Origin of the sequence: Leptolyngbya sp. GB1-A1 (assembly GCF_039962475.1) — a bacterium.
GTDB lineage: Bacteria > Cyanobacteriota > Cyanobacteriia > Elainellales > Elainellaceae > Leptolyngbya_A.
This window is the reverse complement of sequence record NZ_JAMPLI010000025.1, coordinates 23562-49188: the sequence shown is the minus strand read 5'-3', so window position 1 is coordinate 49188 and position 25627 is coordinate 23562. Positions and strand designations below refer to the sequence as shown.

At 52.9% G+C, this 25627-nt stretch carries 22 protein-coding genes, 1 tRNA gene and 1 pseudogene; 11 read left to right on the top strand and 13 right to left on the bottom strand.

The window, feature by feature from the left end:
• Positions 1-119 precede the first annotated feature (119 nt).
• Positions 120-857: a hypothetical protein gene (locus tag NDI45_RS20280; RefSeq protein ID WP_190792457.1), complete on the top strand. Its 738-nt coding sequence runs from the start codon at positions 120-122 to the stop codon at positions 855-857.
• 55 nt (positions 858-912) lie between these two features.
• Here the strand turns inward: NDI45_RS20280 and NDI45_RS20275 are convergent, their stop codons facing one another.
• The 3 genes from NDI45_RS20275 to NDI45_RS20265 form a co-directional block, all read right to left on the bottom strand.
• The gene (locus tag NDI45_RS20275) at positions 913-1581 is read right to left on the bottom strand and encodes a DUF6391 domain-containing protein (protein ID WP_348248461.1); all 669 of its coding nucleotides are present in this window, start codon (positions 1579-1581) and stop codon (positions 913-915) included.
• A 217-nt stretch (positions 1582-1798) separates the two neighbouring features.
• A complete protein-coding gene (locus NDI45_RS20270; protein ID WP_190792455.1) occupies positions 1799-2614 on the bottom strand; it encodes a hypothetical protein in 816 nt (271 codons plus the stop codon).
• Between the two features lie 234 nt (positions 2615-2848).
• Positions 2849-3475: a hypothetical protein gene (locus tag NDI45_RS20265; RefSeq protein WP_348248460.1), complete on the bottom strand. Its 627-nt coding sequence runs from the start codon at positions 3473-3475 to the stop codon at positions 2849-2851.
• 357 nt (positions 3476-3832) lie between these two features.
• On the opposite strand from NDI45_RS20265, the gene NDI45_RS20260 reads away from it, so the two are divergent.
• Positions 3833-4366 (top strand): hypothetical protein, encoded by a 534-nt coding sequence (locus NDI45_RS20260; protein ID WP_348248487.1) that lies wholly within the window; start codon positions 3833-3835, stop codon positions 4364-4366.
• Between the two features lie 39 nt (positions 4367-4405).
• On the opposite strand, the gene NDI45_RS20255 is transcribed toward NDI45_RS20260, so the two are convergent.
• Complete coding sequence (locus tag NDI45_RS20255; RefSeq protein ID WP_190792453.1) at positions 4406-5176, bottom strand: SDR family oxidoreductase; 771 nt, start codon at positions 5174-5176, stop codon at positions 4406-4408.
• Between the two features lie 184 nt (positions 5177-5360).
• Between NDI45_RS20255 and NDI45_RS20250 the strand changes: the two genes are divergently transcribed.
• The 4 genes from NDI45_RS20250 (at position 5361) to NDI45_RS20235 (ending at position 8022) form a co-directional block, all read left to right on the top strand.
• Positions 5361-5444, top strand: a tRNA-Leu gene (locus tag NDI45_RS20250).
• A gap of 104 nt (positions 5445-5548) precedes the next feature.
• Entirely contained in the window at positions 5549-5719 is a 171-nt protein-coding gene (locus NDI45_RS20245; protein WP_190792452.1) for a hypothetical protein, read from the top strand.
• Between the two features lie 120 nt (positions 5720-5839).
• Positions 5840-7495 carry a DUF2079 domain-containing protein gene (locus NDI45_RS20240; protein ID WP_348248459.1) on the top strand — a complete coding sequence of 552 codons (1656 nt, stop codon included), beginning with the start codon at positions 5840-5842 and terminating at the stop codon, positions 7493-7495.
• Between the two features lie 137 nt (positions 7496-7632).
• The gene (locus NDI45_RS20235; RefSeq protein ID WP_190792450.1) at positions 7633-8022 is read left to right on the top strand and encodes a hypothetical protein; all 390 of its coding nucleotides are present in this window, start codon (positions 7633-7635) and stop codon (positions 8020-8022) included.
• Between the two features lie 244 nt (positions 8023-8266).
• Here NDI45_RS20235 and NDI45_RS20230 read toward each other — a convergent pair whose 3' ends face one another.
• The gene (locus NDI45_RS20230; protein WP_348248458.1) at positions 8267-9271 is read right to left on the bottom strand and encodes a pentapeptide repeat-containing protein; all 1005 of its coding nucleotides are present in this window, start codon (positions 9269-9271) and stop codon (positions 8267-8269) included.
• A gap of 372 nt (positions 9272-9643) precedes the next feature.
• Between NDI45_RS20230 and NDI45_RS20225 the strand changes: the two genes are divergently transcribed.
• Positions 9644-11179, top strand: coding sequence for a trypsin-like peptidase domain-containing protein (locus tag NDI45_RS20225; protein WP_348248457.1), 1536 nt, complete (start codon positions 9644-9646; stop codon positions 11177-11179).
• A 185-nt stretch (positions 11180-11364) separates the two neighbouring features.
• On the opposite strand, the gene NDI45_RS20220 is transcribed toward NDI45_RS20225, so the two are convergent.
• Positions 11365-12069, bottom strand: coding sequence for an ROK family protein (locus tag NDI45_RS20220; RefSeq protein WP_348248456.1), 705 nt, complete (start codon positions 12067-12069; stop codon positions 11365-11367).
• 215 nt (positions 12070-12284) lie between these two features.
• On the opposite strand from NDI45_RS20220, the gene NDI45_RS20215 reads away from it, so the two are divergent.
• Complete coding sequence (locus tag NDI45_RS20215; protein WP_348248455.1) at positions 12285-14615, top strand: N-6 DNA methylase; 2331 nt, start codon at positions 12285-12287, stop codon at positions 14613-14615.
• A gap of 29 nt (positions 14616-14644) precedes the next feature.
• Here the strand turns inward: NDI45_RS20215 and NDI45_RS20210 are convergent, their stop codons facing one another.
• From NDI45_RS20210 to NDI45_RS20200, 3 genes are all read right to left on the bottom strand, one after another.
• The gene (locus NDI45_RS20210; RefSeq protein WP_190791131.1) at positions 14645-14755 is read right to left on the bottom strand and encodes an NAD synthetase; all 111 of its coding nucleotides are present in this window, start codon (positions 14753-14755) and stop codon (positions 14645-14647) included.
• An 80-nt stretch (positions 14756-14835) separates the two neighbouring features.
• The gene (locus NDI45_RS20205; RefSeq protein ID WP_190791132.1) at positions 14836-15693 is read right to left on the bottom strand and encodes a metal ABC transporter permease; all 858 of its coding nucleotides are present in this window, start codon (positions 15691-15693) and stop codon (positions 14836-14838) included.
• Between the two features lie 147 nt (positions 15694-15840).
• Complete coding sequence (locus NDI45_RS20200) at positions 15841-16587, bottom strand: metal ABC transporter ATP-binding protein (protein ID WP_348248454.1); 747 nt, start codon at positions 16585-16587, stop codon at positions 15841-15843.
• Positions 16588-16677: 90 nt separating this feature from the next.
• Here NDI45_RS20200 and NDI45_RS20195 point away from each other — a divergent pair, with 90 nt between their 5' ends.
• Positions 16678-17787 carry a zinc ABC transporter substrate-binding protein gene (locus tag NDI45_RS20195; protein ID WP_348248453.1) on the top strand — a complete coding sequence of 370 codons (1110 nt, stop codon included), beginning with the start codon at positions 16678-16680 and terminating at the stop codon, positions 17785-17787.
• Between the two features lie 38 nt (positions 17788-17825).
• Here NDI45_RS20195 and NDI45_RS20190 read toward each other — a convergent pair whose 3' ends face one another.
• The 4 genes from NDI45_RS20190 to NDI45_RS20175 form a co-directional block, all read right to left on the bottom strand.
• Positions 17826-19061, bottom strand: coding sequence for a DUF790 family protein (locus tag NDI45_RS20190; RefSeq protein WP_348248452.1), 1236 nt, complete (start codon positions 19059-19061; stop codon positions 17826-17828).
• Positions 19062-19223: 162 nt separating this feature from the next.
• Positions 19224-20918: a DNA mismatch repair endonuclease MutL gene (mutL, locus tag NDI45_RS20185; RefSeq protein WP_190791524.1), complete on the bottom strand. Its 1695-nt coding sequence runs from the start codon at positions 20916-20918 to the stop codon at positions 19224-19226.
• Between the two features lie 44 nt (positions 20919-20962).
• Positions 20963-22234 (bottom strand): glycoside hydrolase family 10 protein, encoded by a 1272-nt coding sequence (locus NDI45_RS20180; protein ID WP_348248451.1) that lies wholly within the window; start codon positions 22232-22234, stop codon positions 20963-20965.
• A 169-nt stretch (positions 22235-22403) separates the two neighbouring features.
• Entirely contained in the window at positions 22404-22820 is a 417-nt protein-coding gene (locus NDI45_RS20175; RefSeq protein WP_348248486.1) for a hypothetical protein, read from the bottom strand.
• Positions 22821-23455: 635 nt separating this feature from the next.
• Between NDI45_RS20175 and NDI45_RS20170 the strand changes: the two genes are divergently transcribed.
• A complete protein-coding gene (locus NDI45_RS20170) occupies positions 23456-24100 on the top strand; it encodes a hypothetical protein (RefSeq protein WP_348248450.1) in 645 nt (214 codons plus the stop codon).
• Positions 24101-24214: 114 nt separating this feature from the next.
• Positions 24215-25030 (top strand): annotated as a pseudogene (locus tag NDI45_RS20165) (substrate-binding domain-containing protein); the annotation flags it as partial.
• Positions 25031-25627 lie beyond the last annotated feature (597 nt).

The following is a 25627-nucleotide window of genomic DNA, read 5'->3' as shown; positions in this document are numbered from 1 at the left end:
CACTTCAGCTCTGGAAAACCAGGCTCGATCGCTGTAGTTCTATTCAGAGCATTCAGTTCACTCCTTGCATCGGGTGGCTGATTCTTGTTTTGCAAACCTGAAAATTGATCGCTACAGTTATGAAACTTTCTCGCTGGATTGCTGTATTTGGACTGAGTCTGACAACATCGCTAAATTTAATTCCTGCTGCCGCTGCCTCTACCTATCAAAGCAGTAACAAAAAAACCACGATCGTTTTAGAAGAAGCCACACAGACCGGTAACACGACCCGGCGCGGCTTTTATTTCACAGAAAGCGCAGGTCGGCAGTGGATGGGCGACATGAACATCACCAGTACCAGTGCAGGAGCCGGACAAACGGTTTATAGCGGCACGTTTACGGATCGCACCAGCGGCCCCGGAACGAACCTCACCTGTACTGGAAATATTCGCATTTCCCGGCAGCAGCCTGGAGTCGCCAATCGCGTTGGGGCACAGGCAACCTGGCAGGTCACAGGCGGATCGGGCTGTCCCTCAATTGGTCAAACCTTCACACTGAGCCTTCAGGAATCCCTGCCCCGTCCCGATCGCAGCGGTAACTTCACCGCGCAAAATGCCAATACCTGGATGAGCCAGACTAACGGAACCGTGACCTGGCTCCCCTGGCGGGTGGTTTCTTCAGACGGTCAGCTTAACTGTCGCGAGACGCCTAACGGTGCAATTAAGCAGGTTTATCGAGCGAATGACCAGATCCTGGCAGAGACACGCGGAGGCAACGCCTTCACAGTCGCCAACGGCAATCCCTGGATGCTGACGCGCAACGGCTGCTATGTTCGTGCGAATTCTCAGTACATTCAGCCCGTATCGGCAACTTACTAGTCGGCAGCTTATCTAGTCAACAACTTACTAGTCAACACCAACCAGTCATCAGGGCTTACCGATCGATCCACTTTACCCGGACAAAATGCGTCGGATAGCCCTGACGCTCACCGAGAAAATGAATTCCTTCGATCGTCAGATTAAACGGAATTGCGGTCGTTACATACTTTTGTGCCCAGCCGCCCAGTTCTGGGGCAAGCTGCATTGCCGTCATTGTGGCTGCCCCCAGTCCCAATAGTTGACCGATCGGCTCACGCGGCAGCACCAAATGAGTGCCGATCGCTAGCCCTGCGGTGAGCAGCATTCCTACCGACATATTCGTGCCACAGCGAGGATGCACTGCCAAATTCCATTCGCCGCTCACAATCCGCTCAAGTGCTCGTTGGGTCGCGCGACGCAATTGTGTAATATCAAATTTGCCGTAGAGATAAAACCCTTCGCTGGTTGACATTCCGCCGACCTGCTCGGCTTCGGATGGGCTGGGGAAGAAGCTAAAGGGGGCAGACGCGGGGCGAGGCGGCATGGATTCTGTTAAAACCCAGGCGGTAGCGTGTTCTAGCGCATGAACCTGCCGCACCATCAGCAGTTCCTTCAGCCCTGGCAAAAAATCGAGCTGCCGCAGCAATTCTGAATCTTGAGTGAGATGAGGCGCAAACTCAAAGGGAAATTGATGGTTAGATTGTTGATCAGAATGACTGTCAAAAGGCGGTGCAGAAGCAGCCATCACAAAACTCCTGAATCACTGTGAAAGGTCAAAGGTTAAGCCGATGAAGAGACCGCAGAACCAAAATGCTTGAGTCTTTCTACTCTAGCGGAATTCCCCGATCGCCAGGTTAGAAGACTGTATCGCCTGTCACAATATTTAATTCAGGATTTAATCCTGAATCGACTTCAGGATTGGATTCAGGATTGAGTTCAGCAAGGCAATCAATGGCTGGTCGCTAGCCTGCCGACTGTCCTGATGAATTTGGCACGGCTGCCGCTGGAGTTGTACCGGCACCAGGCGCACCGCCCTCACCGATCGATCGCACCACTTCGACACCAAACTGCTCCAGCACGACCACTGGCTCAATGCCCGTATTCATCTCGATGCGTCTGACCAGAACTTGACCGTTTGAAAGGCGTTGCCCTGCCCGCACATAGCGGCTAGTTGGCTCGTTTGGGGCAGTGACGATCGCATAGGGAGTACCACCAATTTGCACGACGCCTGTTACCTGTACGGCTCTTGCCAGTTCGGGCTGGGGTGGAGGTGGGGCGATCGGAGTCGTGGGAGCGCGTCCGGTCAGGTTGGGAATGGGAGCCAGCGTTCCGGGGCGATTAGGGCTGCCTTGCCGTTGGGGAGTTTGTGCGGTTCGCGGAGCTTGACGCGATCGCGGAGTCTGAGCCGTAGGACGATTGGGCTGAGTTACACGCGGGGCAGGTGGAGTCGTTCTGCCCACCGGGACAGGTTGACCGGGTACAGGAGTGGGTCTTTGGATGGTCGGGGTCGTTGGCAGCAGAGCGAAGGGATCGTTGCGGTTGCCCTCGACACGCTGCACTCGCTGATTAGGGTCAGTAGAGCTAATCAGATCGGGTAAAACGATCGGAGCGGGCGGATTTTGGGCGGCTGGAGAGGGACTGGGATTCGGTCTAACCACGGGCGAAGGAGACTGGGTTACAGTTGTTTCGGTGGTTGAGGCTTCTGGAGTGCCAGAATCACAGGCTGTAATCGAGAAAGCCAGAGCCGATGAAGCCAGGATTAAAAAAGCTCGATGCATACCCACTCCCTTGATTTGATCTCTCTTGATCACTGATTTGATTCGTAGTTTGATCGATCGTTGAATTGGTCGTTTAACCGATCATATTTCTTGCCTCAATTGCTTCTACCTTGATTTCTTCTAAAGCAGAGCAAAGCCAATTCCGCGTTATCTCAATCTCATTCTAATTTGTTGACCTAAAGTAGCACAATTGTTTTACAGGTTATTTTCGAGACAAGAGCTTTTTGATTGAGTTTACGGTGACGATGGGGCAGCGGCTCTTGCAGCTTGAGTCGCCCCAGCTCCGACGGCAAAGGGGAAGTTTGCGACTGGATTTTGATCATTCACGGTTCCATTCAGGGTGCGCGTGTTGCCCTGCACTAGCAGCGTCAAGTTAAACGGAATTGCTTCTGAGCCAGAGCCACAGCGCTGATAAAGGTTAACCGCGATCGAGTATTCGCCTTGAGCTGCCTGACCAGGTAACCAAAAAATATTTTCAATCGGAGTTGGGGTAATTTCGCCGCAGCCTGCATTGGCGTCAACGTCAAGCTGCCCACCTGAAGCAACGCGAGGATTGGAATACGTGACCGTATTGCCGCTAGGGTCAGTCACCGCTAAATCTAAGTCGTCAGACGATGCCCAGCGAAGCGTCACCTGAATATCGCCCGTTCCGAGCTGGGGCGTTCCCGTCGTTTGAAAGGGCGTGGCAACCGGACAAAGTTCGCCCAGGTCAATCAAGCGTCCGCCTGCGTTAATCATGTAGCACCCCTGCCTTTCTTGAGCAGCGATCGAAGTTGGGACAAGCGGCAGCAGGAGCGGAGACAGCAGCAAAATCGATGCAAGGCAGTTTCCTTTTCGGAGCGATCGCGACAGAAGCTTCATAAGAAAAAGGGTGCAACAGGAGAATGAGATCGAAAGGAGATTGCCTTTACTATTCCCTGTTTGACAAAGAATGAATCAATTGCACTCACTGTGGATCGATAGAGTTAATCCATTTTCACGTCCGAATCGGTGCCCTCTTATCAGAATGACTGCTGATTGAAGGCTCATGATTGAAGGTTCAACTCCCAGCAGGTTTTTATCGTGGGTTCAGAAATGCTTTTAGCGTGGTTAGTCTAATCCACTCCGCTACAATTGGTGGTTTTTTATCTAGCGTTGCGCTAATGTTGGTGGGATAGCGATATGTGAATTTTGGACAATTAGCCAATTCATGGTCGAATGAGGAGATTTTTGATGAGTATGCAAAATCTTGGACGCACCGCGCTGAGCCTTGGAACTGCTGCCCTAGCGGGACTAGCGATCGGTGCTGGCATTTGTATGACTTCTCAGCCTGCTTCTGCCCAGGCTGCCTACGGAAGCTATATCGGGATTGGCGCATCGGGTGGACTTTCTAGCGGACCTAACGGCGAAAGTAGCTCGGCAGGAGCAGTTATTGCAGTGCGTTACCGATTGCTCGAAGCACCGATCTCGCTTCGTGCTCAGGCTCTCATTTCCGATCGCACTGCGTTTGTGCCGACCGTATCTTACGATATTCCAATCAACTGGGATACTGATGCTTATATTGGGGCGGGCGTTGCGCTTCAGAGCGGTGATGCAGAGAGCAGTTCGCCGCTGGGAGACCAGACCTCGTTTGTGATTCAGCCAGGGATAGACTACAGCTTCCCCGATACGAACCTAGTGCTGTTTGGCAACGCGATTATTGCCTTTGATGCCTATCGAGACAGCAACCAATCTGCCACTTCGATTCAGGGAGGCTTGGGTGTAAGGTTTTAGAAGAATTTAGGCGAAAAACGCTTGAATTTCAAGCCATCCTCACGATCGACGATGCACCATTGTCGGAGTTGCCTGGTCAGTGGGCATGACAAGCACTTCGCTGATATTTACATGGGGCGGGCGGGTTGCACAAAACAAAACAACGTCTGCGATATCTTTGGCAGTAAGTGGAATTGTGTCCTGGTAAACGCGCTTTGCCCTTTCTGCATCGCCTCGAAACCGCACTTCGCTAAACTCAGTTTCGACCATCCCCGGATCGACTGAGCTAATTCGCACAGGTGTTCCCAATAAATCAATCTTTAAAGATTCGGTGAGCGATCGCACAGCGGCTTTGGTCGCGCAGTAGACATTTCCTCCGGGATACACCTGATGTCCGGCAACCGAGCCGATATTGATAACGTGCCCGCGCTGACGCTGCACCATTCCCGGAAGCACAGCACGAGTGATGTATAGCAAGCCTTTAACGTTGGTATCGATCATTTCTTCCCAGTCTTGAATCTCACCCTCCTGGAGTTTACTCAAGCCCCGACTTAAGCCTGCGTTGTTCACCAGGATATCGATCGCCTTCCATGGATCCGGCAGAGCTTGAATCACAGCTTCTACTTGAGGACGATCGCGCACATCCAGCGAGATTAGGTGAGCCTCAGTACCGTACTGTGCCTTTAGGGTTGCCGCGAGGGTTTCCAGGCGATCGACTCGTCGCGCTGTCAGAATCAGTCGGGCGTTCGCAGCCGCGAAGACTTCTGCACAGGCAGCACCAATGCCGCTACTGGCTCCGGTAATCAGAACGATTTGATGGGGAAGGGACATGACCTGGATTCCGATCGTTTCAAAGTTCGTTTCAAATGTTTACAGTACCACGCTTGCCAATCAAGGATTCCAGAGAAGGTCTGTTGCAGAAGGTGAGAAAATCTGCTGGAATCGCAAGAGATCGGATACAATCAAAGGTCTGTAATTTGCTGCTGTTGAATCTACTTTTAACGCAGTAAGCCACGGGGGTGTGGCGGAATGGTAGACGCTGCGGACTTAAAATCCGTTGACCGATAAAGTCGTGAGGGTTCAAGTCCCTCCACCCCCATCAGTTTCTAGCGAGATCTATCTTTGCAGGTAGTCCTGCTGCCAGATGTGATTCACTAGGCAGGGCGGGAAAATCAGGGAGATGTTTCGTCAGGACAAAAAGCGATGGCAGTTCAGCAAGATCCGGTACAGAAGCAACCCGCAGGCGTATTGCATGACAGCGAGCAGCCGCTTGGGAAGAAGCCCTCTTTTCTGTTTTTGGTCAGCACCTCGATCGGGGTATTGACGCTTCTGGCGATCGCAGCCGGCGCATATTACGGAATCATCCGGTTCTAGACATTCTGCCCTGGACTCGATGCGTCAGACATGAGAGGGTAATGACTAGAGCATTGGCAACCTCTCATGTAGATTGGGTTCATGCAGAATTGGTGGCGAAAAAGACTGTCGCAGAGAAAGTTGCAGAAAAAGTCGCAACAAAAGCCGCAGACAAATCTGTGGCAAAAAGAACCCCAGTTGCGGCTGGTTTTGATGATCGCGATCGCTTTCTGGATCGTTTGCTGTGGGTTGGCATTACAGCGATATTTTAATTTTTATCCAACCTACGTTTCATTCGACCAAGGCATCTTTAATCAGGTGTTCTGGAATAACTTACACGGGCGCTGGTTTGAAAGTTCGCTGTCGTCTACCGAGTCGGTTGCCGTGATGCAGGGCGACGTGCCCGACGTAACCTATCGACGATTGGGGCAGCACTTTACGCCCGCGTTGCTGCTGTGGTTGCCCTGGTACGCGCTGTTTCCGTCTCCGGCAGGCCTGTCGGTGCTTCAGGTAACGATGGTGACGCTCGCCGGACTGGTGCTGTATGCGCTGGCACGGCACTATCACCCGCCGCAGCTTTCTGCCTGGATTGCGGGAAGTTACTATGCGGCGATCGCGGTCATTAGCCCTACGGCTGCAAACTTTCACGATATTTGCCAGATTCCGCTCTACAGTTTTGGCTTGTTTTGGGCGTTAGAAAAGCGTCGCTGGTGGCTGATCGCTTTGCTGTCAGTGCTGATTTTGCTGGTGCGGGAAGATAGCGGCATTTTGCTGTTTGGCATTGGGGCTTTTGGGATTGCCAATCGGCGATTTCCCCGAATCGGGATTGTGCTTTGTGTGATGAGCGTGATTTATGTAGTGACGCTCACCAACGTGATCATGCCGATGATCTCGCGGGACATTTCCGATCGCTTTATGATCGAGCAGTTTGGGCAGTTTGTGGGCGATCGGGAAGCCTCAACGCTGCAAGTGCTGTGGGCGATCATTAGCAATCCCTGGCGGCTACTGGTGGAACTGGTAACGCCGATCGATCGAACGCTGCGCTATTTGCTGGGGCAGTGGTTGCCGCTCGCGTTTATTCCGATTCTGTCGCCGAGTGCGTGGTTGCTGGCGGGGCTGCCGATGACCAAAACGCTGCTGCAACGGGAAGACATCACGGCTTTGTCGCTGCATTTACGCTATGCCATGACTCTGGTTCCGGGACTGTTTTATGGCGCAATTTTGTGGTGGACGCAGCACCCGGATTTATTTAGAAAGCTGAGGTTTCGTCGCTTCTGGGCGTTTTGCATTGCGCTGTCGCTGCTGTTTACCGTCACTTCAAACCCGAATCGGGTTCTGTCGTTTCTAATTCCTGATTCGTTTCAGCCATGGGTCTATGTTTCTCCAGTGCGGCAGGCAGAACACAGTCAGGCAATTCGATCGCTTCTAACGCAGATTCCGCCCGATGCCAGCGTAACGGCAACTGACCATATCGTGGCGCATTTGTCGAACCGTCGAGAGGCACAGCGGTTTCCCGGAACTCGGCTGCGGAATGACGATCGCGAGGTGATTCGCGTCCAATATGCTGTGGCGGATCTGTGGTATTTGCAGCAGTATGAGCCTGCCTTTGCTGACTATCGCCAAACCCTTAAAACCACCGCAGACTGGGTTTCAACCTTGCTGGATCGCCGCTATGGAATGATTGATTTTGAGGATGGTGTGGCACTGATGCAGCTTCGTGCCCAGTCCAATCGCGATGCACTGGCGGCATGGACGGCTTATCGGCAGACTCTTGAGCCAATTTTTCAGAAGGGGTAGGGAGAAAGAAAAAATCTACTCTAAATTACCCCAAATGCATATGGCGGCAGAAAAGGGATGAATTAAATTTGATTCATACCTTCCAAAAACTACTCGCCTCATCCGGGTATCAACTTCGCATCTAAGTAATAGGGATCATGATTGGCAAAGTCATCCTGAGCGGAATTGCAGCAGGAATGACAATTTATTTTATGGCGCAGACTGACAATCCCACCTTGCAGCTTGGCGGGGCGATCGTCAGTTCAAGTGCGTTTGGCTTTACAACTACGCGGCTGCTGCTTGACGAAGAGCGAGAGCGCAAAGCCAGGGCTGCGGAGGCAAGGGCTTATGTTTTGATGCTGAGACGGATGAATCAGGAACGCCTGCGCCGACATCCGCCGATGCCCAAAGCCTGTCGCGGCTGTCTTCATTTTCACGGACGTACCTACAACGGCAATTATCTGGTTTGCGGGATGCACCCTTACGGAGTCGAAACCGAGACGTGCAGCGATTGGGAACAGCGATCGGAGGATATGTCTTCTCGCTAAGCTGATTTTTGCGAGGTTAATGATTCGACCTTCTGCATCAATGCTTGCCCTCTCCCTAAATGTCTCGCCCACCCTGAGAGAGAAACCTTAAACTTCACCTGACTCATGCTCGATCGTTTTGCTTTTCTTCGTCCCTGCTGGGAGGAGGGACTGGGGGATGCGGGGAATTTTCGATTCCTGCAAGAGATTTTATGATCGCGATCGCCCCCATCGTTACGAATAAAACGCAATTTTCCCAGCAGGTCTACTGATTGCGAATCGAGCCGTCGGGCATCGTTGTATTTCTAAAGGTTGCACCGTTCAGGTTCGTGCCCGTCAGGTTTGCACCTCGCAGATTTGCCCCAGTCAGATTCGCTCCCTGAAGGCTGGCTCCGCTCAGGTTTGCCTGGCTGAGGTCGGCGTTTTGCAGGTTTGCGCTGCTGAGATTCGCGCCGGTGAGGGTGGCTTGCGGCAGGGTGGCAAACGCGAGATTGGCTTCGCTCAGCTTGGCAGCTCCAAGATTTGCCCGATTAAGGTTGGCATAGGAGAGATTTGCCTGAATCAGGGTTGCGTTGCTGAGTTTAGCGTTGCTTAAATTGCTGAGCGAGACATCTGCAGAAGTCAGATCTGCCCCGCTGAGGTCGGCACTGCTCAAGTTCGAGAAAAACAGGCGGGCGTTGCTCAGGTTGCTGCGAAACAGAGCCGCATTGCTTAAATTGGCAAAGGTCAAATCCGATCGCCCCAAATTTGCCCGAAATAGCTTTGCCCCGCTGAAATTGGTGCGGCTCAGCTTTGCCTCACTCAGATTCGCGCCGCTTAAGTCTACGTTGGGCAGGCTGGAACCCGTTAAATCTGCATTGCTCAGATCTGCGCCCGCCAGCAGAATAATTGCCTCATCGCTGGTAATCAGATTCGACTCCAGCAGAAACCGAATGAGCTGTCCTTTGCGCTGTCCGTCCAGTCGGTTGAGCAGTTCCAGCGTATTTTGAGTTGCCAGGTCGCGAAGTTGGCTGTCAGGAGGGGATTCTTTCAGCTTTTGATCGACGACCATGTCGTGTATTTGGTTCTGATAATTTTCGAGCTGGCTCTCACGATCTGATCCGATCGATCGATTCATCGTCGCCCGTCGAAACGGTTCATGCTCTGACTCATCGGCTCGTGCCAGATTGTTTACTAACAGCAGCCCGATCGTCGTCTGTCCGACCGCCAGCAGCCCAATCGCCAGCTTTAGCCCAGCCCAACCCGAATGACGATATCTGGATGTAGCCATTTTTTATACCGAAGCAAGAAATAATGGATGCAGCGTGAGGAAGGCGTTTCAAACGATATCCGTCGATCGCCACGCTCGCTCAGGATGAAATTTGAATTTGCTCCAGGAAATTGGATGGAGATTGAATTGATTTTGATTCTGGAAAGTTTTGGGAAAGAGGAGGGCGATCGGAAAGTAGGTCTGGGGGTGGGTTTGGGGTGGGGGTAAACCGTTGCAGCCCGCTAAGCCTCAATCATTACCCGCAAATTGCCCCGCTTCCGAGCTATCCGGCAGGCAGTCGTCCCGTTCAATGCATCAACTGAAGGCACTTAATTTAGTCTGATGGCAATTATCTAGGCTTTAAAGGGTGCCTGAATTACCTGAGTCTCGCGTATGCTGGTGATTATGCAAGCAAAGCCGCGCCGTCCTCGCCGTCCTCGCAGACGCAAACCTCAGTCAAATTCCTGGCTGCTGATGGCAGTCGTATGGCTACCCGTTGCTTTGGTGTTGCCCCGGCTGTTGCAAGGCAATTTTTCCGCTTCGCAGAATGAATTAAATCGTCCAACCGCTGACGCGCCTGCTGCTGCCGATTACCCCAGGGGGGGGGCTGCTTCGCCTCGTCTGGCGGGTTTTGAAAATGCCTTTCAAGCTGTTACCGGGTTATCGCAGCAGATTGATCCCAGCAGTCAAACCAGGGAAGGCATTACTCAGGCACAGTACGATCGCTGGAGACAGTCGCAGGGACAGCCGCCGCAGCCGATCGCCAATCTTCAGCCGTCGGAAGTGGAAGCAATTTATCAAACCTATTGGCAGCAGGGAAACTGTGGCAGCTATATCGCGCCGCTCGACATTGCCTGTCTGGACACGATGCTTGCCTTTGGTACAGAAGACGGCAGATCTTTCCTGGCAGCCTTATCGCCTAATCCCCAGCAAGCAGCGATCGAAGTCACTCGACGGCGAATTGCTTATCGCCAACGTCAGCAAACTTCCAGTCTTAGTGGCATCACTCCGTCTGGTATGGAAAACGCAAGTGCGGATCCACAATCGCTGATGGCTGGACTTGGCCGCGATCAGGCACTGCAAGCGTTTCTAATCCGCGATCGAGCAGGAGGCAATCGGCTTGCCACGCAGCCGCCCGGAAGGTCGCTGGCTGAATCCAATTTCTCAGACACTCCCCAAGCAACTTTCCAGCCTAATCCAAATCGTTCTGTCCGAAGTCCTAATCGCCCACCGTCCCCCCATGGCGATTCCGATGCAGGCTCACCGTTTCCAAACTGGTCACAAATTAAGGGATTGCTGCCCAGTTGGCTACGCGGCAAAGATGCTGATCCGCTTGTTGTGCTGGACTCAAGCACCCTTTACGCCAACGCCAAGCCCTTCACCGTCGAACTCTGGATTCACGTAGACAGCGGCTATGCCCCCGCAGCAGGAATTATTTTGCGATCGGATGGCTTAGTGCTAACCAACCATCATGTGACTGCCAATAACCCTACGCCCACCATACATCTGGCAGACGGACGCAAATTTGCGGGACGGGTAATCATCAGCGATCCGGCGATCGATCTGGCTCTGGTGCAAATTGAGGGCGCAAACGGGCTGCCCACCGCAAACCTGGCAGATAGCACCAAAGACGTTCAGACAGGGGATACCGTTTATGCGATCGGCTCACCGATGGGAACCCACTGGAAAATGAGCCAAGCACAGGTGATGCGAACGGATAGTCTCTGCGGCAGTCGTGCCCTCGATCGTCAGTGCATCCGTACCCCAAGCGGCTTTTTGTATCCGGGCAATAGTGGCGGTCCACTGCTTAACAACAAAGGCGAAGTGATCGGCGTGAACCGTGCCATTCAGGAAAGCACCGGACAGGGCGTGAGTATTCCAATCGAAATCGTACAGCAGTTTCTAGCTCGATCGCAGCAGCAGTTATAAAGGGGTTTGAGAAGCTCCAGAAGCTCTAAACTCTAGAAGCTCTAATGTTTTAACTGGGGCGATCGTGTAGACACAAGTTTTCTGATTGGTTTTCAAAACTCTTCAGCCCCCTAAATTCCCCAAAACTGAGGGACTTTGAGCATGAGCGGAGTTAACTCAGTTCTTCCCAGCATCGTGCTCCTGCCCTAGTCCTTCCACAAAGCAATTCCCCCCAGCAGTCCGTTCACATTTGGCACGATCGTCACATTCTCAGGCAGTGTAATCTCGATTTTTTTGGCATTGCCGCCGCCCAGATATAGCCGATCGTAGTTAAACGCATGGCTCAGAGTGGCGATCGCCTTTTGGAGCCGTTCGTTCCAGCGTTTCTTACCAATGTCGTCAAGGGCGGCTCGTCCAAGCTGCTGCTCGTAAGTCTCGCCTTTGCGAAAGGGATGATGTCCGAGTTCCAAATTGGGCACAAGGATACCGTTGATAAACAAAGCAAAGCCGGTTCCAGTTCCCAGCGTCATCATCAGTTCAACGCCCTGCCCTTCGATCGCCCCATATCCCTGCATATCAGCATCATTAATCACGCGCACAGGTTTGCCCAACGCTTCAGACAACGCTTTGCCCAAATTGAAGCCAAGCCAGCCGCTATCCAGATTTGCCGCCGTGTAGCACGTCCCCTGCCGCACGACCCCCGGAAAGCCCACCGACACGCGATCGAATGATTTGTCTTGTGCAAGCTGCCGAATTGCCCGCAAAACCGAGTCAGGCGTTGCGGGTGCAGGCGTGTCTAGCCGATCGCGCTCTGAAAGCGGGTTGCCTGCTGGATCTAAGATCATCACTTTCACCCCACTGCCGCCAATGTCTACCGCCAGAGTGAGCGGCTGTGCAGAAGTAGGAGCCATGTCGGATTGGAATTCCTCCAGCATTTACGATCGTCCTTTTGAATGGTTGCCTGAATTGGGATCTAAATCGGGATCTAATTTTTGCCTGAGTCGTTGCCTGGCTTCACGGGGGCGAAGCGATTTCCCTTAAATTCTATCAACTTGATTATGGAGGCTAATGCGCCGCGCTCAACGAATCTTTGCCATGATTTTAAGAAGCCTCGCCGCCTTTAAAAATGCGCCAAAATCCTCAAATCACTGCTCTACTTAAGCAAATTCGGGCATGGCAAAAAGCCATTTCCACCGAACTTAGCCTTCAATTAGAAAGTCCCGCTCACGCTAAAGCTCCGCGACATCTCATCCTGATTCTGTTTGTGCTACGGCTGCTGGAGCAGCAAAATCAGGGTTCATCAGGCTTCGCTTCAGATCAACGGTTTCATCCGGGCAAGCTATCCCCGCTCAAATCGCAACCCGAATCCCTCGGGCAGTTGCAGCAGGGCGATCGGCTCTATTCCCGTTTGGTAGAACTGTGGCGATCGGTACAGCCCCATTTTGCTAGCTTACCCGTTGCGCTGGAGCTTGAACCCGATCTGCCGTTAACCGATCGACTGCTGCGATCGATCATTGGTCGTCTTCACCAATTAGAGGATTTGTATTCACTTTGTTCCACTCATTTGTTAGGACAGATTTACGAAACCTTATTGAAGGATTCTCCTGTTCGTTCTTCTCAGCGTAAATCTCAAGGCATTTACTACACCCCTGCGCCGATCGTGCAGTTTATCGTGCAGCAGACGATCGATCGATTGCTCGAATCCTCTAAAGCATTGGCTGATGTGCAAACCGTTTGTTCCCTGCCGCGTTTACTTGACCCTGCCTGTGGCGGTGGTGCTTTTCTGCTGGAGGCCTATCAAGTTTTGCTGAATTGGCAGCTTCAACAGGTGGTCAACCATTATCCAACCGGGCATGACCTGCTCAGGCGAAACAAATCAGGTGAATGGCAACTGTCCTGGGCAGCCCGTCAGCAGATTTTGCAGCACTGCATCTATGGCGTAGATCTCGATCCGGAAGCCGTCACAATCACCCAGATTTCGCTGTGGCTGAAACTGCTCGAAGGCGCGATCGGGCTAGACAATACGCCACCTGATCCACTGCCTAACCTAAACGCCAATCTAAAAATTGGTAATGCCTTACTCGATGAAGATGCAATTTCTCTCCAAAAGAGAACTCGTGAAACAGCAAAACTCGATCGTGCAACCCATCCGCTGAACTGGGAAACTGCCTTTCCAGCAGTAATGCGATCGGGAGGATTTGGTGGAGTGATTGGCAATCCGCCCTATCTAGATTCAGAGCAGATGATGCTCTCCTGTCCGACTTGGCGCACCTATTGCGCGACCCACTATCAAACAGCGATCGGCAACTGGGATTTATTTTGCGTCTTTATCGAGAAGGCGTTAATGCTCTGTCGATCGGGGGGTATTACGAGTTTGATTGTGCCCAATAAGCTGGCATCGGCTCCCTACGCGGCACAGGCGCGATCGCTCTTGATGCAACACCGATTGCTGCTGATTCGCGACTATGCTCAGGTTCCGGTCTTTGCAGCATCAGTTTACCCACTGGTGTATATGGTGCAGAAGGAATCACCGCCGAATAAAACCCCGGTGCGCTACGAGGTCATGGCAAATCTGACGCAGGTGCAGCGATCGGGCTGGCTCAACCAGAATGCAGAAAGCCCTGAAGCCTGCTGGCAGTTCGCCGAGTCTGCGGTTCACGCTCGTTTAATGCAGCGATTGCAGCAATTGCCTACCCTGGGATCGATCGCCCAAGTCTACGGAGCCGCTACAGTCGCGGAAGCTTATGCGCTGCAACCCTGGCTACAAAATTGCGCAACGCCTGCCCCAGAGCATTTTCGCTTTGTAAATAGCGGCACGATCGATCGCTACTGCCTACAGTGGGGCAAAAAGCCAACTCGCTATCTGGGACAAATTTATCAGCACCCAATTCTAAGCAGCGATCGACTGCACTATCTCACGGCAAGACGGCAGCAGCAGGCACGCCAACCCAAAATTATCGTTGCTGGGCTCTCACAGCAGCTAGAATGCTTGCTGGATGCGACAGGAACCCTGCTAGCAGGCAAATCAACCTGTATTATTCTGGGAATTCCCCAATCGATCGACTGGCGATATGTGCTGGCATTACTGAACAGCCGTTTACTCACTGCCTATTTGCGCGATCGCGCGAGCGGAAATCAGCTTCAGAGTGGTTATTTGCGAATCGGCACTGCACAGCTTAAATCTCTGCCCATTTATCTCCCCGACCCTACCCAATCGATCGACCGTGAGATCTACGCAGAAATCATCGATTTAGCTCAGACAAGCATCAGTGAACGATTGCAAAATACAGTCGATCGATCCACAAAATCTAATACAAAAATCGATCTCCAGATAGATCAGCGGATTGCACATCTCTATCAATTGACAGATGAAGAAGCGTTGACAATCACGCAAACTCATGTCAACAGGGACAGTTCAGCAAGGACAGTAAACGCTAGCCCCACCAGGGGAGATTGATTCAACCAGAGCAATTTTTTTCCGCGCTCTTACTTGCGGTTCATTGCACCTACACCACCGAACAGCATTGCCAATCCTCCTATCAAAATTACGATCGCCAGACCGCCGATTGTCCAGTCCAGCCAAGCCGTATTTTCCATACCCATTCTGCTGCCTTTTGCTCACAAATCGCGCTTTGATCTTAGCCTGTTTTCGCTTATCTTTTGGGCGAATCCTGGTGTTAGATAGAGCGTTTTGCTGAGGTCGATCGCAGCTTGCGGATCACGATACCCTGCGTGGGGCTAAACAGCAATGCCAGCAAAAATAGCGCGAACACAATCAGCGCGATCGTCGGGCCTGAAGGCAAATCCAGAAAATAGCTGGTGTACATTCCCGAGACGCTGGCAAACACGCCGATCGCCGCTCCAAGAATCATCATCCAGTGCAGCTCTTTCACCAACAAATAAGCGGTCGTTGCCGGACCGACCATCAGCGACACCACCAGAATCACACCAACAATTCTCATTCCTGCAATCAGAGCCAGCGTGATACCTGCCATCATGCCTAGATTAATCCACTGCACAGGCAACCCAGACGCTTCTGCACCCACTCGATCAAACGTAAAAAACAATAGTTCTTTATAAAAAAGTTTGATACAAACGAGAATTACAAGGCTAATGATCGCAGTTCGCCCTACATCGCTCCAAGTGACACTTAAAATATCGCCGAATAGCAGATCAAGCAAATCTAACCGACTCTGAAATAGCGTCAGCAGCGTAATTCCCAAGCCAAAGAAACTGGCGAACGTAATTGCCATCGCCGCGTCAACCGACACCCGCGACTGCGATCGAATCCAGGCAATCACAAAAGCACTCAAAATTCCAAAAATAAACGCACCGATCAGCATCTCAATGCCAATAAATTGAGCGATCGCTAACCCCGGCAAAACCGCATGGGCAATTACGTCTCCTAGCAGTGCCATTCGCTGCACAATCAGATAGGAACCGACGATCGGACAGAGAATGCCGACGAGAACGCTGATGACGATCGCGCAGCGCATGAAGTCGTAGTTTAGCGGTTCGAGCAGCAGGGAAAGCATGGAGAGTGAATGGGGGGTAGCGTTTTATGATGCTTTTAGTGTGAGGGTCTCCTTTTAGATTAATCCGCGATCGCAAAAGCTCTACCACTTCTGACACGGTTTAGGTTTAGCAACGGTTCAGCCGTGATTTAGTCGTGATTCAGCAGTTCAACAGAAAAAGGGAACCTCCGATCGCCGTGACCGATCGCCCTGCAAATTTTCCCCGTAGGCGCGCTGGATATTTTCGAGGGTCATGACTGCCTGGGGCTGGTCGTCTGCCAGAAGTCGCTGGTTGAGCAGCAGGAGGCGATCGTAGCGGTGCAGTGCATCTCCCCATTCGTGGCTGCAAATAAGCAGCATTTTGCCCTGCCGCTTTAGCTCGGTAAACACGCGCAGCATAATTGCCTCTGTTTTTTTGTCAATCCCGGCAAAGGGTTCGTCTAGCAGGAAAATTTCGGCTTGCTGAGCCAGGGCACGCGCCAGAAATACGCGCTGCTGCTGTCCGCCAGAAAGTTCGCCGATCTGCCGATGCTTGAGATGCAGCATATCCACCTGGGCCAGTGCTACCTCGGTCTGCCGCGCTGCCTGAGGAGCCGGACGACGAAACCAGCCTGCCGTTGCCGTATGTGCCATCATCACCACATTCCAGGCAGTAATGGGATAGTCCCAATCAATTTGCGATCGTTGCGGCACGTAAGCAACCTGGTTTCGCTGGCGACGAAGCGGCATTCCGCCCAGCAGCACCCGCCCCGTTTGCAGAGGAACCAGTCCCAGAATCGCTTTGATCAGGGTACTTTTGCCCGCTCCATTGGGACCAATCAACCCCACTAACTCACCGGGAGCGAGCCTCATCGACACATCTTCCAGTGCTCCCGCTCCCCGGTAATTGACAGAAACTCGCTGCACCTCTAGCATGACAAGTAAAAGATTATGAGAATCATTTTCATTCTCACACCTGTCAAACAGAAGATCAACTGTCGTTTAAGGTAAACCGGAGGTTCAGAGATGTCTGCTGATGCCCCACTGACTCAATCTCGATCGAAGATTCCATGCAGGCAAAAGGCGCGATCCGCTCGTGGGCTAATTGCGATGTGCTTCGCGGTCGGCTTTAGTGGATGCACTCCTGCGGCTCAGCAAGCTGAAACAAATCCTGCGGCTACCGCAAACTCTTCCTCGGCAGAGCGTCCCGCTGTGGTTGCCACAAGCAGCCTGCTCTGTGATCTGACTCGTCAAATTGCCCAAGAGACGATCGACCTTACCTGCCTGATGCGGCCCGATCAAGACCCACACGCCTACAAAGCCACACCTTCTGATCGACAGGCGATCGAAACTGCCGATCTGGTGCTGTACGGCGGCTACAGCTATGAGCCAGAGCTAATTCGCCTTGTGCAGGCAACGCAGACACCCGCCTCCAAAGTTGCCGTTTACGAAGCAGCCGTTCCCAATCCGCTGTTGGCAGAGCCGCACGATCACGAAGAAGGTGAAGCGCATGCCGAAGCAGATCATGACCACGAGCAAGGCGAAGCCCAGGCGCAAGCCGGAGAAGCCCAGGCTCCTGACCCTCACGTCTGGCACGATGCAACCAAGGGCATAAAGATTGCTGAAGTTGTGCAAGACCAGCTCACTCAACTAATGCCCGATCGCGCCAATGAGTTTGAGCAGAATACTGCTACGCTCACCGCAGAACTCTTGCAAATCAACGACTGGATCAAGGCTCAGGTCACAACAGTTCCTGATTCTGCTCGTCAGATTGTGACTCCTCACAATGGGTTTCAATACTTCGCAAAAGCGTATGGAATGACAATCAGGGGCGCGCTGGATGGCCTGAGTAGCGAGGAAAAACCTTCGCCTGCAAGATTGGCAGAGCTGGTCGATACAGTAAAGGAAAGCGACGTGAAAACCATTTTCTCTGACACGACGACCAATCCTAATTTAATTCAGTCTGTCGCCCGCAGTGCCGAAGTGCAGGTTGCCGAACAGCCGCTTTTTATTGAGGGTTCTGGTGGTGAAGGAACTGCTGCGCCTACATACCAAGCCATGCTGGTTGAAAATACCTGTACCGTCGTCAATGGGCTGGGGGGACAATGCGATAAATCCGCTTTACCCGATCGCTAAAGCCTTGCATTTGCTCTAGCCGGTCATCCGCGATTCAGTTACTCCGCCGCTTCATTGCGCTCCAGAAGCGACAGAACCGACTTGGGCAACAGCTTGTCCTTAAACCAGATGAGCTGCGCGGGAGTATCGGTAAATTTTACGCCTGCTTTCTCTAGATTCAGCCGCTCGGAAATCGCCAGAATCAAATCATCTCGTCCTGATTGCCGCACTTGGTAAAACTTCTTCCGCAGATATTCCGGTCGCCAGTATCCGACAATTTCCAATAGGAACGATCGCCCGTCGGGGTGAACCAGGCGAAAGTCGGGGATCATGACGCTGCCGGGAATCGGAATTAGATCAACTTCGCGTTCCAGCTTCCATTCAGTCTTGAGCGAATCCCAGCGATCGGCAAAGGAAAATTCCAGCATACTGTCGTAGGGTTTTCCGGCAGGGTAGTGGCTCACCAGCCCGCAGGTATCAGCAAGGGTAAACCGCCGCAGCTTTTCCTGTTTGGAGTAGGGGTCTTTTAGCAGCAGATCTGCCGCCAGATTCCATTTGGTGACGTGCAGCAGCGCAGGGATCAGCTTGGCAATGTCGAGCCCATAGCGGTTACTGGGTTTAAACAAGCTCGTGGGACCGTCGATCGCGATCGTAAACCCATGATCGGCATCGCCTTCGATATAAGTCATCAGCCCAAACAACTTTAGATAGCGAAACAGCAGCTTGTACTCGCCCGGATCATTGCGGTGCGCGTTGATCCGAATCTGGCTGGCTTTGTAAAACACGCCCTGCACCTGAGATAGGTTATAGCGATGCAGCAGGGCTTCGGGTTCGGGTGGCTCAAACTGGGTCAAAATCCGATTTTCGTTCAGGTCGGCATACAAGCCCGATCGCACTTGATCAGTTAGCACTTCATAGCCCAATTCGTGGCTAAGCTGGGTGGCGATCGTGGCTAGCGTCTGGTCAGCAGCCTGAGGCAAAGAAGCCGAGCGCGCTGAGAGGGCAAACACTTTTTGCCGCAATGCCAGGGGATCGAGCGGACTGACAATTTCAAACGTGCTAAACGCCTCTGCCCGCAGCAAATGAGCCAAACCGCGCTTGATTCGATAATCAGTATTCTCGCCTTCGAGTTCCTGAAGCTGGCGATCGAGTTCGCTCTGGGGCTTGCCCTTAGCTTCTCGAAAGACCGTAATTAAATCCGTCGCCATTGCCAGATGCTTTTTGTCGATCGGCAATCGCTTGGGCTGGAGTTCTTCGCCGCTGTGACGGTGGAGCAGGAGATCGGAAGGGAGCATGATTGGGGTTTAATCGAATAATTTCTGAGTCCGATTCTGAGCCATAGCAGTTCAGCCGCATTGCTAACTGGATGAATAACCGTGCAGTACAAACGATCGGTTTTATTACCGTATCATATTCAGATTTTGAGGTTAGGTTGCACAGAGCCTTCTCAAGCAACCTCAAATCCCATGACTCTTGCCAACTACCCAGTGACGGCGGAAAAAGCGAGACAGGCTGGATTCCTCAAGCGGCAGGAAAATCGGGCGACCGTGGGGACAGGTGCGCGGCTGGCGGGTTTGCTGCCACTGGTCAATCAGCTGCTGCATTTCGGGTTCGCTCAGGGGTGTGCCGTTGCGAAGGGCGGCTCGACAGGCAGTTGCCACCAGTGCCGCTTCCAAATTGCCGCCCAAACTCAGTTCGACGATCGCCTCCGCACAGTCCGATCGCGCTGCCAAAATTTCGGGAACGGTTCGCACTGCCCAAAGTCGATCGCCAAAGGGTTCAGTCTCAATGCCAATGCGCTGAAGCTGCTCAAGCTGTGCGGGCGAAAGTCCTTCGAGCACCAGGGGCGGATCGAGCGTTACCATCTGCCAGTGGTTGCACAACTGCTCATAGAGAATTCGCTCGTGGGCGATGTGTTGCTCCACCAGCCAAACCCCAGTCGGATGTTCCACCAGGACATACATTTTGTGAATTTGGGCGATCGCCTTTAAGGGAATCAGGGGAAGTTCGGGTTCGTGGGAGCCAGGAGCCGGTTCGGGTTGGAGATTCCCATAGGAACCGCCTACTTCTGCTGCTTTGATGATTTGTCCCAGTGCCGCCGAGTAGGCTGTATCGGGGAGGGTCGCTTCACTCAGGCGCAGTGCCCGCTCGATCGCCTGCATAATTTGTTTTTGCCAGCGATCGAGATGATGCAAATAAATTTCTGCTTTGGCGGGGTGGCGATTCCAGTCGATCTGCTCTGGGGTTAGCCGCAGATGCACAAAGCACACCGGAAACCGATCGCGGGGCAATGTCCGCCGAAAGCTGGCAAGAACGCTCTGCTCCAGTTCCGGGACGCGCACCGTCCGCCCATTCACCGCAACTTTGATCCAGTCAGGGCGATGGCGATGGCAGCGATCGGGCAAGCCCACAAGCAAATAGAGCGAACCGTTTAGAAAAGCATCTTCCGCTCCATACTTTTCGGGCAGATGCAGCTTGAGATCCTGCAAATCGCCTAACTGCACATCGCGCAAAAACTGCGGCAATATCTGACGAGTCGAAGCTCCGCCGCTAATGGCAAACCAGAGGCGATCGTTTTGTTCAACATGCCAGGTGACATGGGGATGACACAGGGCAAGCTGCTGGATGGTGAGCTGAATCAGGCGCAGCTGCTGAGCCAGAGACGGCAATCCCTGACGACGTGGGAGCCATCTGCCGAATAAATTACTAACGGTGACGATCGTACCGGGCGCAAGGGCGATCGCTTCTGCCTGGAGTGGTTCTCCCTGCGGACTGTAGCTGATTCGCCATCCAGCATCTTCTTCAGGAGAACGGCTGCAAATTTCCAGGTCTGCAAGCTGAGCCAGACTGTGCAACGCCTCGCCCCGAAACCCCAAACTGCTGATTTGCCACAGGTCAAGGCTAGTCTGAATTTTGCTGGTGCTATGGGGCTGAGCTGCCTGCTCCAGATCCGCCAGAGACATTCCGCCCCCGTTATCTGCCACCCGCACCCGCCAGCGCTCCGCCCAGATAGAGATGGTGATTCGGGTTGCGCCTGCATCCAATGCATTTTCTGCCAGTTCGCGCACCACTGCCGCCAGCGAGTCGATTACTTCACCCGCCGCAATCAGATGCACAACGTCATCGGGAAGCAGTTGAATCTTGGAAGTCATGCCCCCCAGTGTAGGACATTGACAGGGGCAGTGTGGGGCAACTCCTACCCTCTTCCTGGTCTTATGGCCGGATTCGGGAAAAGACTCTGAAGCGAGCCATCTCGATCGCCCAACGTTTCATAAAAGAAAAAAGAGACTCCGGCAAACCGTCGATCGCGGGTGACGCGCACCTGATCGATAATGCTCTGGGTCTGGACGGGGCGAATTCTTAAGCCTGTGAGAATGCCGATGCCGACTGGAATTCGCTCACGGACGCGGCGGAGTTCGGGGCGATCGAGTTCGCTCAGGAAGCGATTGAGGTCGGTGCGGTAGACCTGCACGATCAGTTCATCGATGAAGCCGAGTCGCTGCCAGCTATACCAGTCTTGCAAATAGTTCTGATAGGCGAAGTCTCTGGGATTGGGCGACAGAGACACCAGACAGTCGGGCTTGCGGGTTTTGACGGCCGAATAGATTTTGACCATCAGATCAGAAACTTTGCCTGCCCGCCAGCGCATCCACTCAGTGTCGCGGGGGTTGGTGGGCGGCATTTTGCCTGTTTCCTGCTGATAAAGCTGCTTGGTGTAGTTGTCGTAGCCCAGCTCGGTGGGTGTGCCAAAGTGATCGTCAAACTGAATGCCGTCGATGTCGTATTTCTCAACCACTTCTGTGACCAGATCCACTAGCAGCTTTTGCACTTCAGGATGGGCGGGATTCAGCCAGACTGATTGATCTTCGCCGTGCATATTGAAAGTTTGGCTGCCGTCTCGCCGGCTCAAGACCCACTGCGGATGACGCTCTACCAGCTCAGAATCTGCCGGAGCCATCAAGCCAAACTCAAACCAGGGAATCACCGACAAGCCACGATTATGCCCAAGCTCGATCGCCTCTGCCAGCATATCCCGATCTTTGAATGCCGGATCGGGGTCAACTTTGATGCTCGTTGCGGCTTCTACGACTTTGCTGGGGTAAAGCGTGTGCCCACTCTGCCAGACAGTCGGATAAACGGTGTTGAAGTTGAGCCGTTCGAGTCGCTGCATTGCCCGCCGCAGGTTGTCTCGCGAAAACAGCACATCGCTATCTACATTGGTAAGCCAGACGCCCCGGATTTCGGTGGGGGGAGAATTGGTGATTCGGGCAGCCTGAACCGACTGAGCCGCCGCCGCGATCGGAAACTTGAGAATCAGGGCGATCGAAAAGCCGATTCCCAGAAATGTTACCCATCGCAAACGATGTAGCCTGCTTGCTAGCTGAAACGGGCGGTTTAGAAACTGACCCTGTTGAAACTGCCGCTTCAGCCAATAAGCGACTTCTGCGAGACTGACTTGATTTCCCATATCACCCACTCACCCACCTTAAAAAAGCAATCAAAGAAAAGCAACCGCCTCAAGAGGATAGGACATGAGGGGAGGCACTCGTCAACAGGGGAGCGATCGAACCGAGGTGCCTGAGATTACATGGTGGTTTTATCTAGAGGTTTATTTGGGAGTTTATTTGGGGGTTTCTCTAGCGACTGCAAACCCACTTCCAGAGCGGGTGACTCTTCCCCTTGCGCCGGATTCGCAGCACTTGTTTTTCGAGCCGTTTGCGCTCAGCAATGGGCAACTTCCAAAGCACATTGCGGCTTTGCCAGACTAATGTTGAAACCGTCATTCCAAGACAAATCACCAGCCCAAAGGTGGCAAGTCGATTGTAAGCTAGCCCATACCGAACCGCAGTCCAGGTGAAATAATCCCGCCACAGCGCAAACTCCGATCGCAGACTCCAGAGACTCAGAGGGGCGATCGTCAGCCAAAGTAGCCCAACGATCAGCCATCTTGCATAAACGGTGAGCCGATGAAGCCGCTGAACCTGCTGCTCAAACTGCGGATCATGCTTACTGAAGTCTTTCGGTTCTGACCCGGAATCGCCGGATGTTGGCATCAAGTCTTCGTTTCTCGCCATACTGATTTGCGTGCTTTAATTCCGGGTTTTCGACGGTTGTTTCGCTGTTTCCCGAAGGAGTAATTTTTTCGCTGTTTCCCGAAGGAGTAATTTAAGGAGTAATCACTGTTTCTATTTCAGCCCAGGGCTGATAAGACTGCGGGTACTAGCAAGAAAAATTCATTTGAGTTTCCTGAATCACAACCCAGAATCCTTTCAAAATCAGAATCCTTCCAAAACCCAAAATTCGCTCCATACTGCACAAATGAAATCAATTTAATACATTTGTACTAAAATTATTTTTATATCGTTGAATATCCTGCCTCGTACTTCTTAGAACTGGTTTGAATTCGTTTGAACTGGTTTGAAAAGGAGTAGATGCCCTGCATTGCCCCTAAATTTTCCAATGCTGGGGGCTTTTAAAGCCAGAAAAAAGCTCAGTTCCCTCCAGTATTGACTCACCAGGAACGGTTCGAGTTAATTTCACAGAAAACCTGGCTCCTACTAAGGGGTCAAAGTTTCCCAAGTTAGGGATTCAGGGGGCAATGTAGAACCTTTTCACAGGATTCAAACAGCCTCTCACCAACAGGTTCGTTTTGTAATTCAAGCTCATTTTGTAATTTGGGAAACTCCCTATGAGCGTTGACCAAACCTCGCAGCTCATTCAACTTATGCTGAACTCCGTGCTGATGATGGCACTTTGCGGCAGCCTTGCGATCGGTCTCATAATTCGGCAAAGGGCGATTGTCTCTCAACTGCGGCTACTCAAGCCTCTGTACGAAGATGCAGCTACTGGGCTGCGGCTATTTCCCCCAGAGCGGTTTTTGCAGCTCAAAGCCCAGCTTCGCCTGCTGCGCCGTCACTATCGGCTAATTCGCCTTGCCTGCTGGAGCGCAAATAGTGCGCTGGTGCTGTGTGCAGGCAGTACGCTCTTGTTGGCTCTCCGCACCCTGGTTTTGCTAAATCGGCTAATTCCCCTTTCGCTGCTGCTGTTTACGTCCGGTGCTGCCCTGCTGTTGCTCGGTATTGTTCTGGGATGGTTAAGCCTGATGGAGCTGAATTTTTTGGAAGACAAACGAGAGCCTGAACCCAAACCCGAATTTAAACCGGGACGCAGCCGCTCACTTCTGCAAGAACGAGAAACTGCCTCTGCTCGACTTGTGCTTCGCGCAACTCCAAAGGAACCGCTGCCTGCTTCTCTGCCAATGTCAAATATCAGCACTGCCCAACCCGCATCGCGCTCGCGGCCTCGCCATCAGCTAAAGCCACCTAAAGCATGAGCATTTTTTTGCAGCACGTTAACCGATCGCAATCCTTGACAAGGGGCTATATAATCAGCACATCTTTTGCAAAAGTTAACGTAATCATCGGGTTGGCTCACCTTATCTTTATCCATGCTGCAAGGTAAAACTTCCTCGGTTTTCACGCTGTCGCTGCTGTTGACGACCGCTGCCCCCACCTGGCTTCCGGCAGTCCTCTTCACGGATCCTATCCTGGCGCAATCTGCCCCCACCTCGTTTCCTTTGCTGGATTCAGTGCCGCGCGGTACGACGATTCGAGTAGATGGCTCGGACAGCATGGCAGGGATCAACCAGGCACTCAAGCAGAAATTTGAGGCGCAGTATGGTGGCACAGTAGTGAACCTTGCAACCGAGGGAACAGCAGCAGCCCTTAAGGCAGTTTTAGACGGAACGATCGACCTGGCAGCGATCGGGCGACCCTTGACTCAAGCAGAAAAAGCGCAGGGACTTGTCGAAGTACCCATCACCCGCGAAAAAATTGCCATTATTGTCGGATCTAATAATCCGTTCCAGGGCAGTATTACCTTTGAGCAGTTCGCCCGCATCTTTCGCGGAGAAATCACCAATTGGTCACAGCTCGGCGGGGCACCTGGTAGAATCCGCTTCGTAGACCGACCCGACAGCAGCGATACTCGACAGGCATTTCGCAACTACAAAGCGTTTCAGGGCGCACCGTTTAAGACAGGCAGCACTACCACTCAGGTCAGCCAGGATAGCACCGCCGCAGTCATCGCCAGGCTAGGACGTGACGGCATTAGCTATGCGATCGCCAATCAGGTGGCAGATGAGCCAAACGTGCGGATCTTACGGATGCATCGCACACTGCCCAACGACCCCCGCTATCCCTTCTCTCAGCCGCAAAGCTACGTTTATAAAGGAACGCCCAGCGCGGCAGTTCAAAGCTTTCTGGGATTTGCCACAGCTCCGATCGGTCAGACGACGATCGCTCAGGCAAAAACCACCGATCAGGCAAAAACCGCAGAAGCAAAGGCAGTTGCAGCAACAGCCGGGGAAACGGCAACAACGGCAAATCCTGCATCCAGCCTAGCCACTTCTGCAACGGCAATCGCCACCGCTTCGCCAGCCGCAGTCGTTCCTGTTACTGCTTCTTCAGGGGCAACAGGCACAGAGCCAAACACCGCGGCAGGAACCACGGAAGCTGCCTCACCAACCGCAACTAACCCAGACCCAGCCGCAGGAACCACAGGACCTGCCGCAGCCGATCCGGCAATCGCAATCGCGAATCGTACCGGGGGTTTAGGTTGGCTGCTGCTTCCGCTCGCGCTCCTGGCTGGGCTGCTGTTGTGGCGATCGCGCCGCAGACCCTCGGAAGCTTCCGATCGTCCTGCCAATCCGGCGATTCCGCCTGCACCATCCGGGACAAGCACATCGAGCACGGGCACAACGCTGGCACAACGCACGGGTTCCGTCGTCTCTGCCGATCGCCTGGAGCTCATGAATGATGCCCCTGGTGGAGCGGTTGCCCCTCGATCGGGGGAGGTTTCT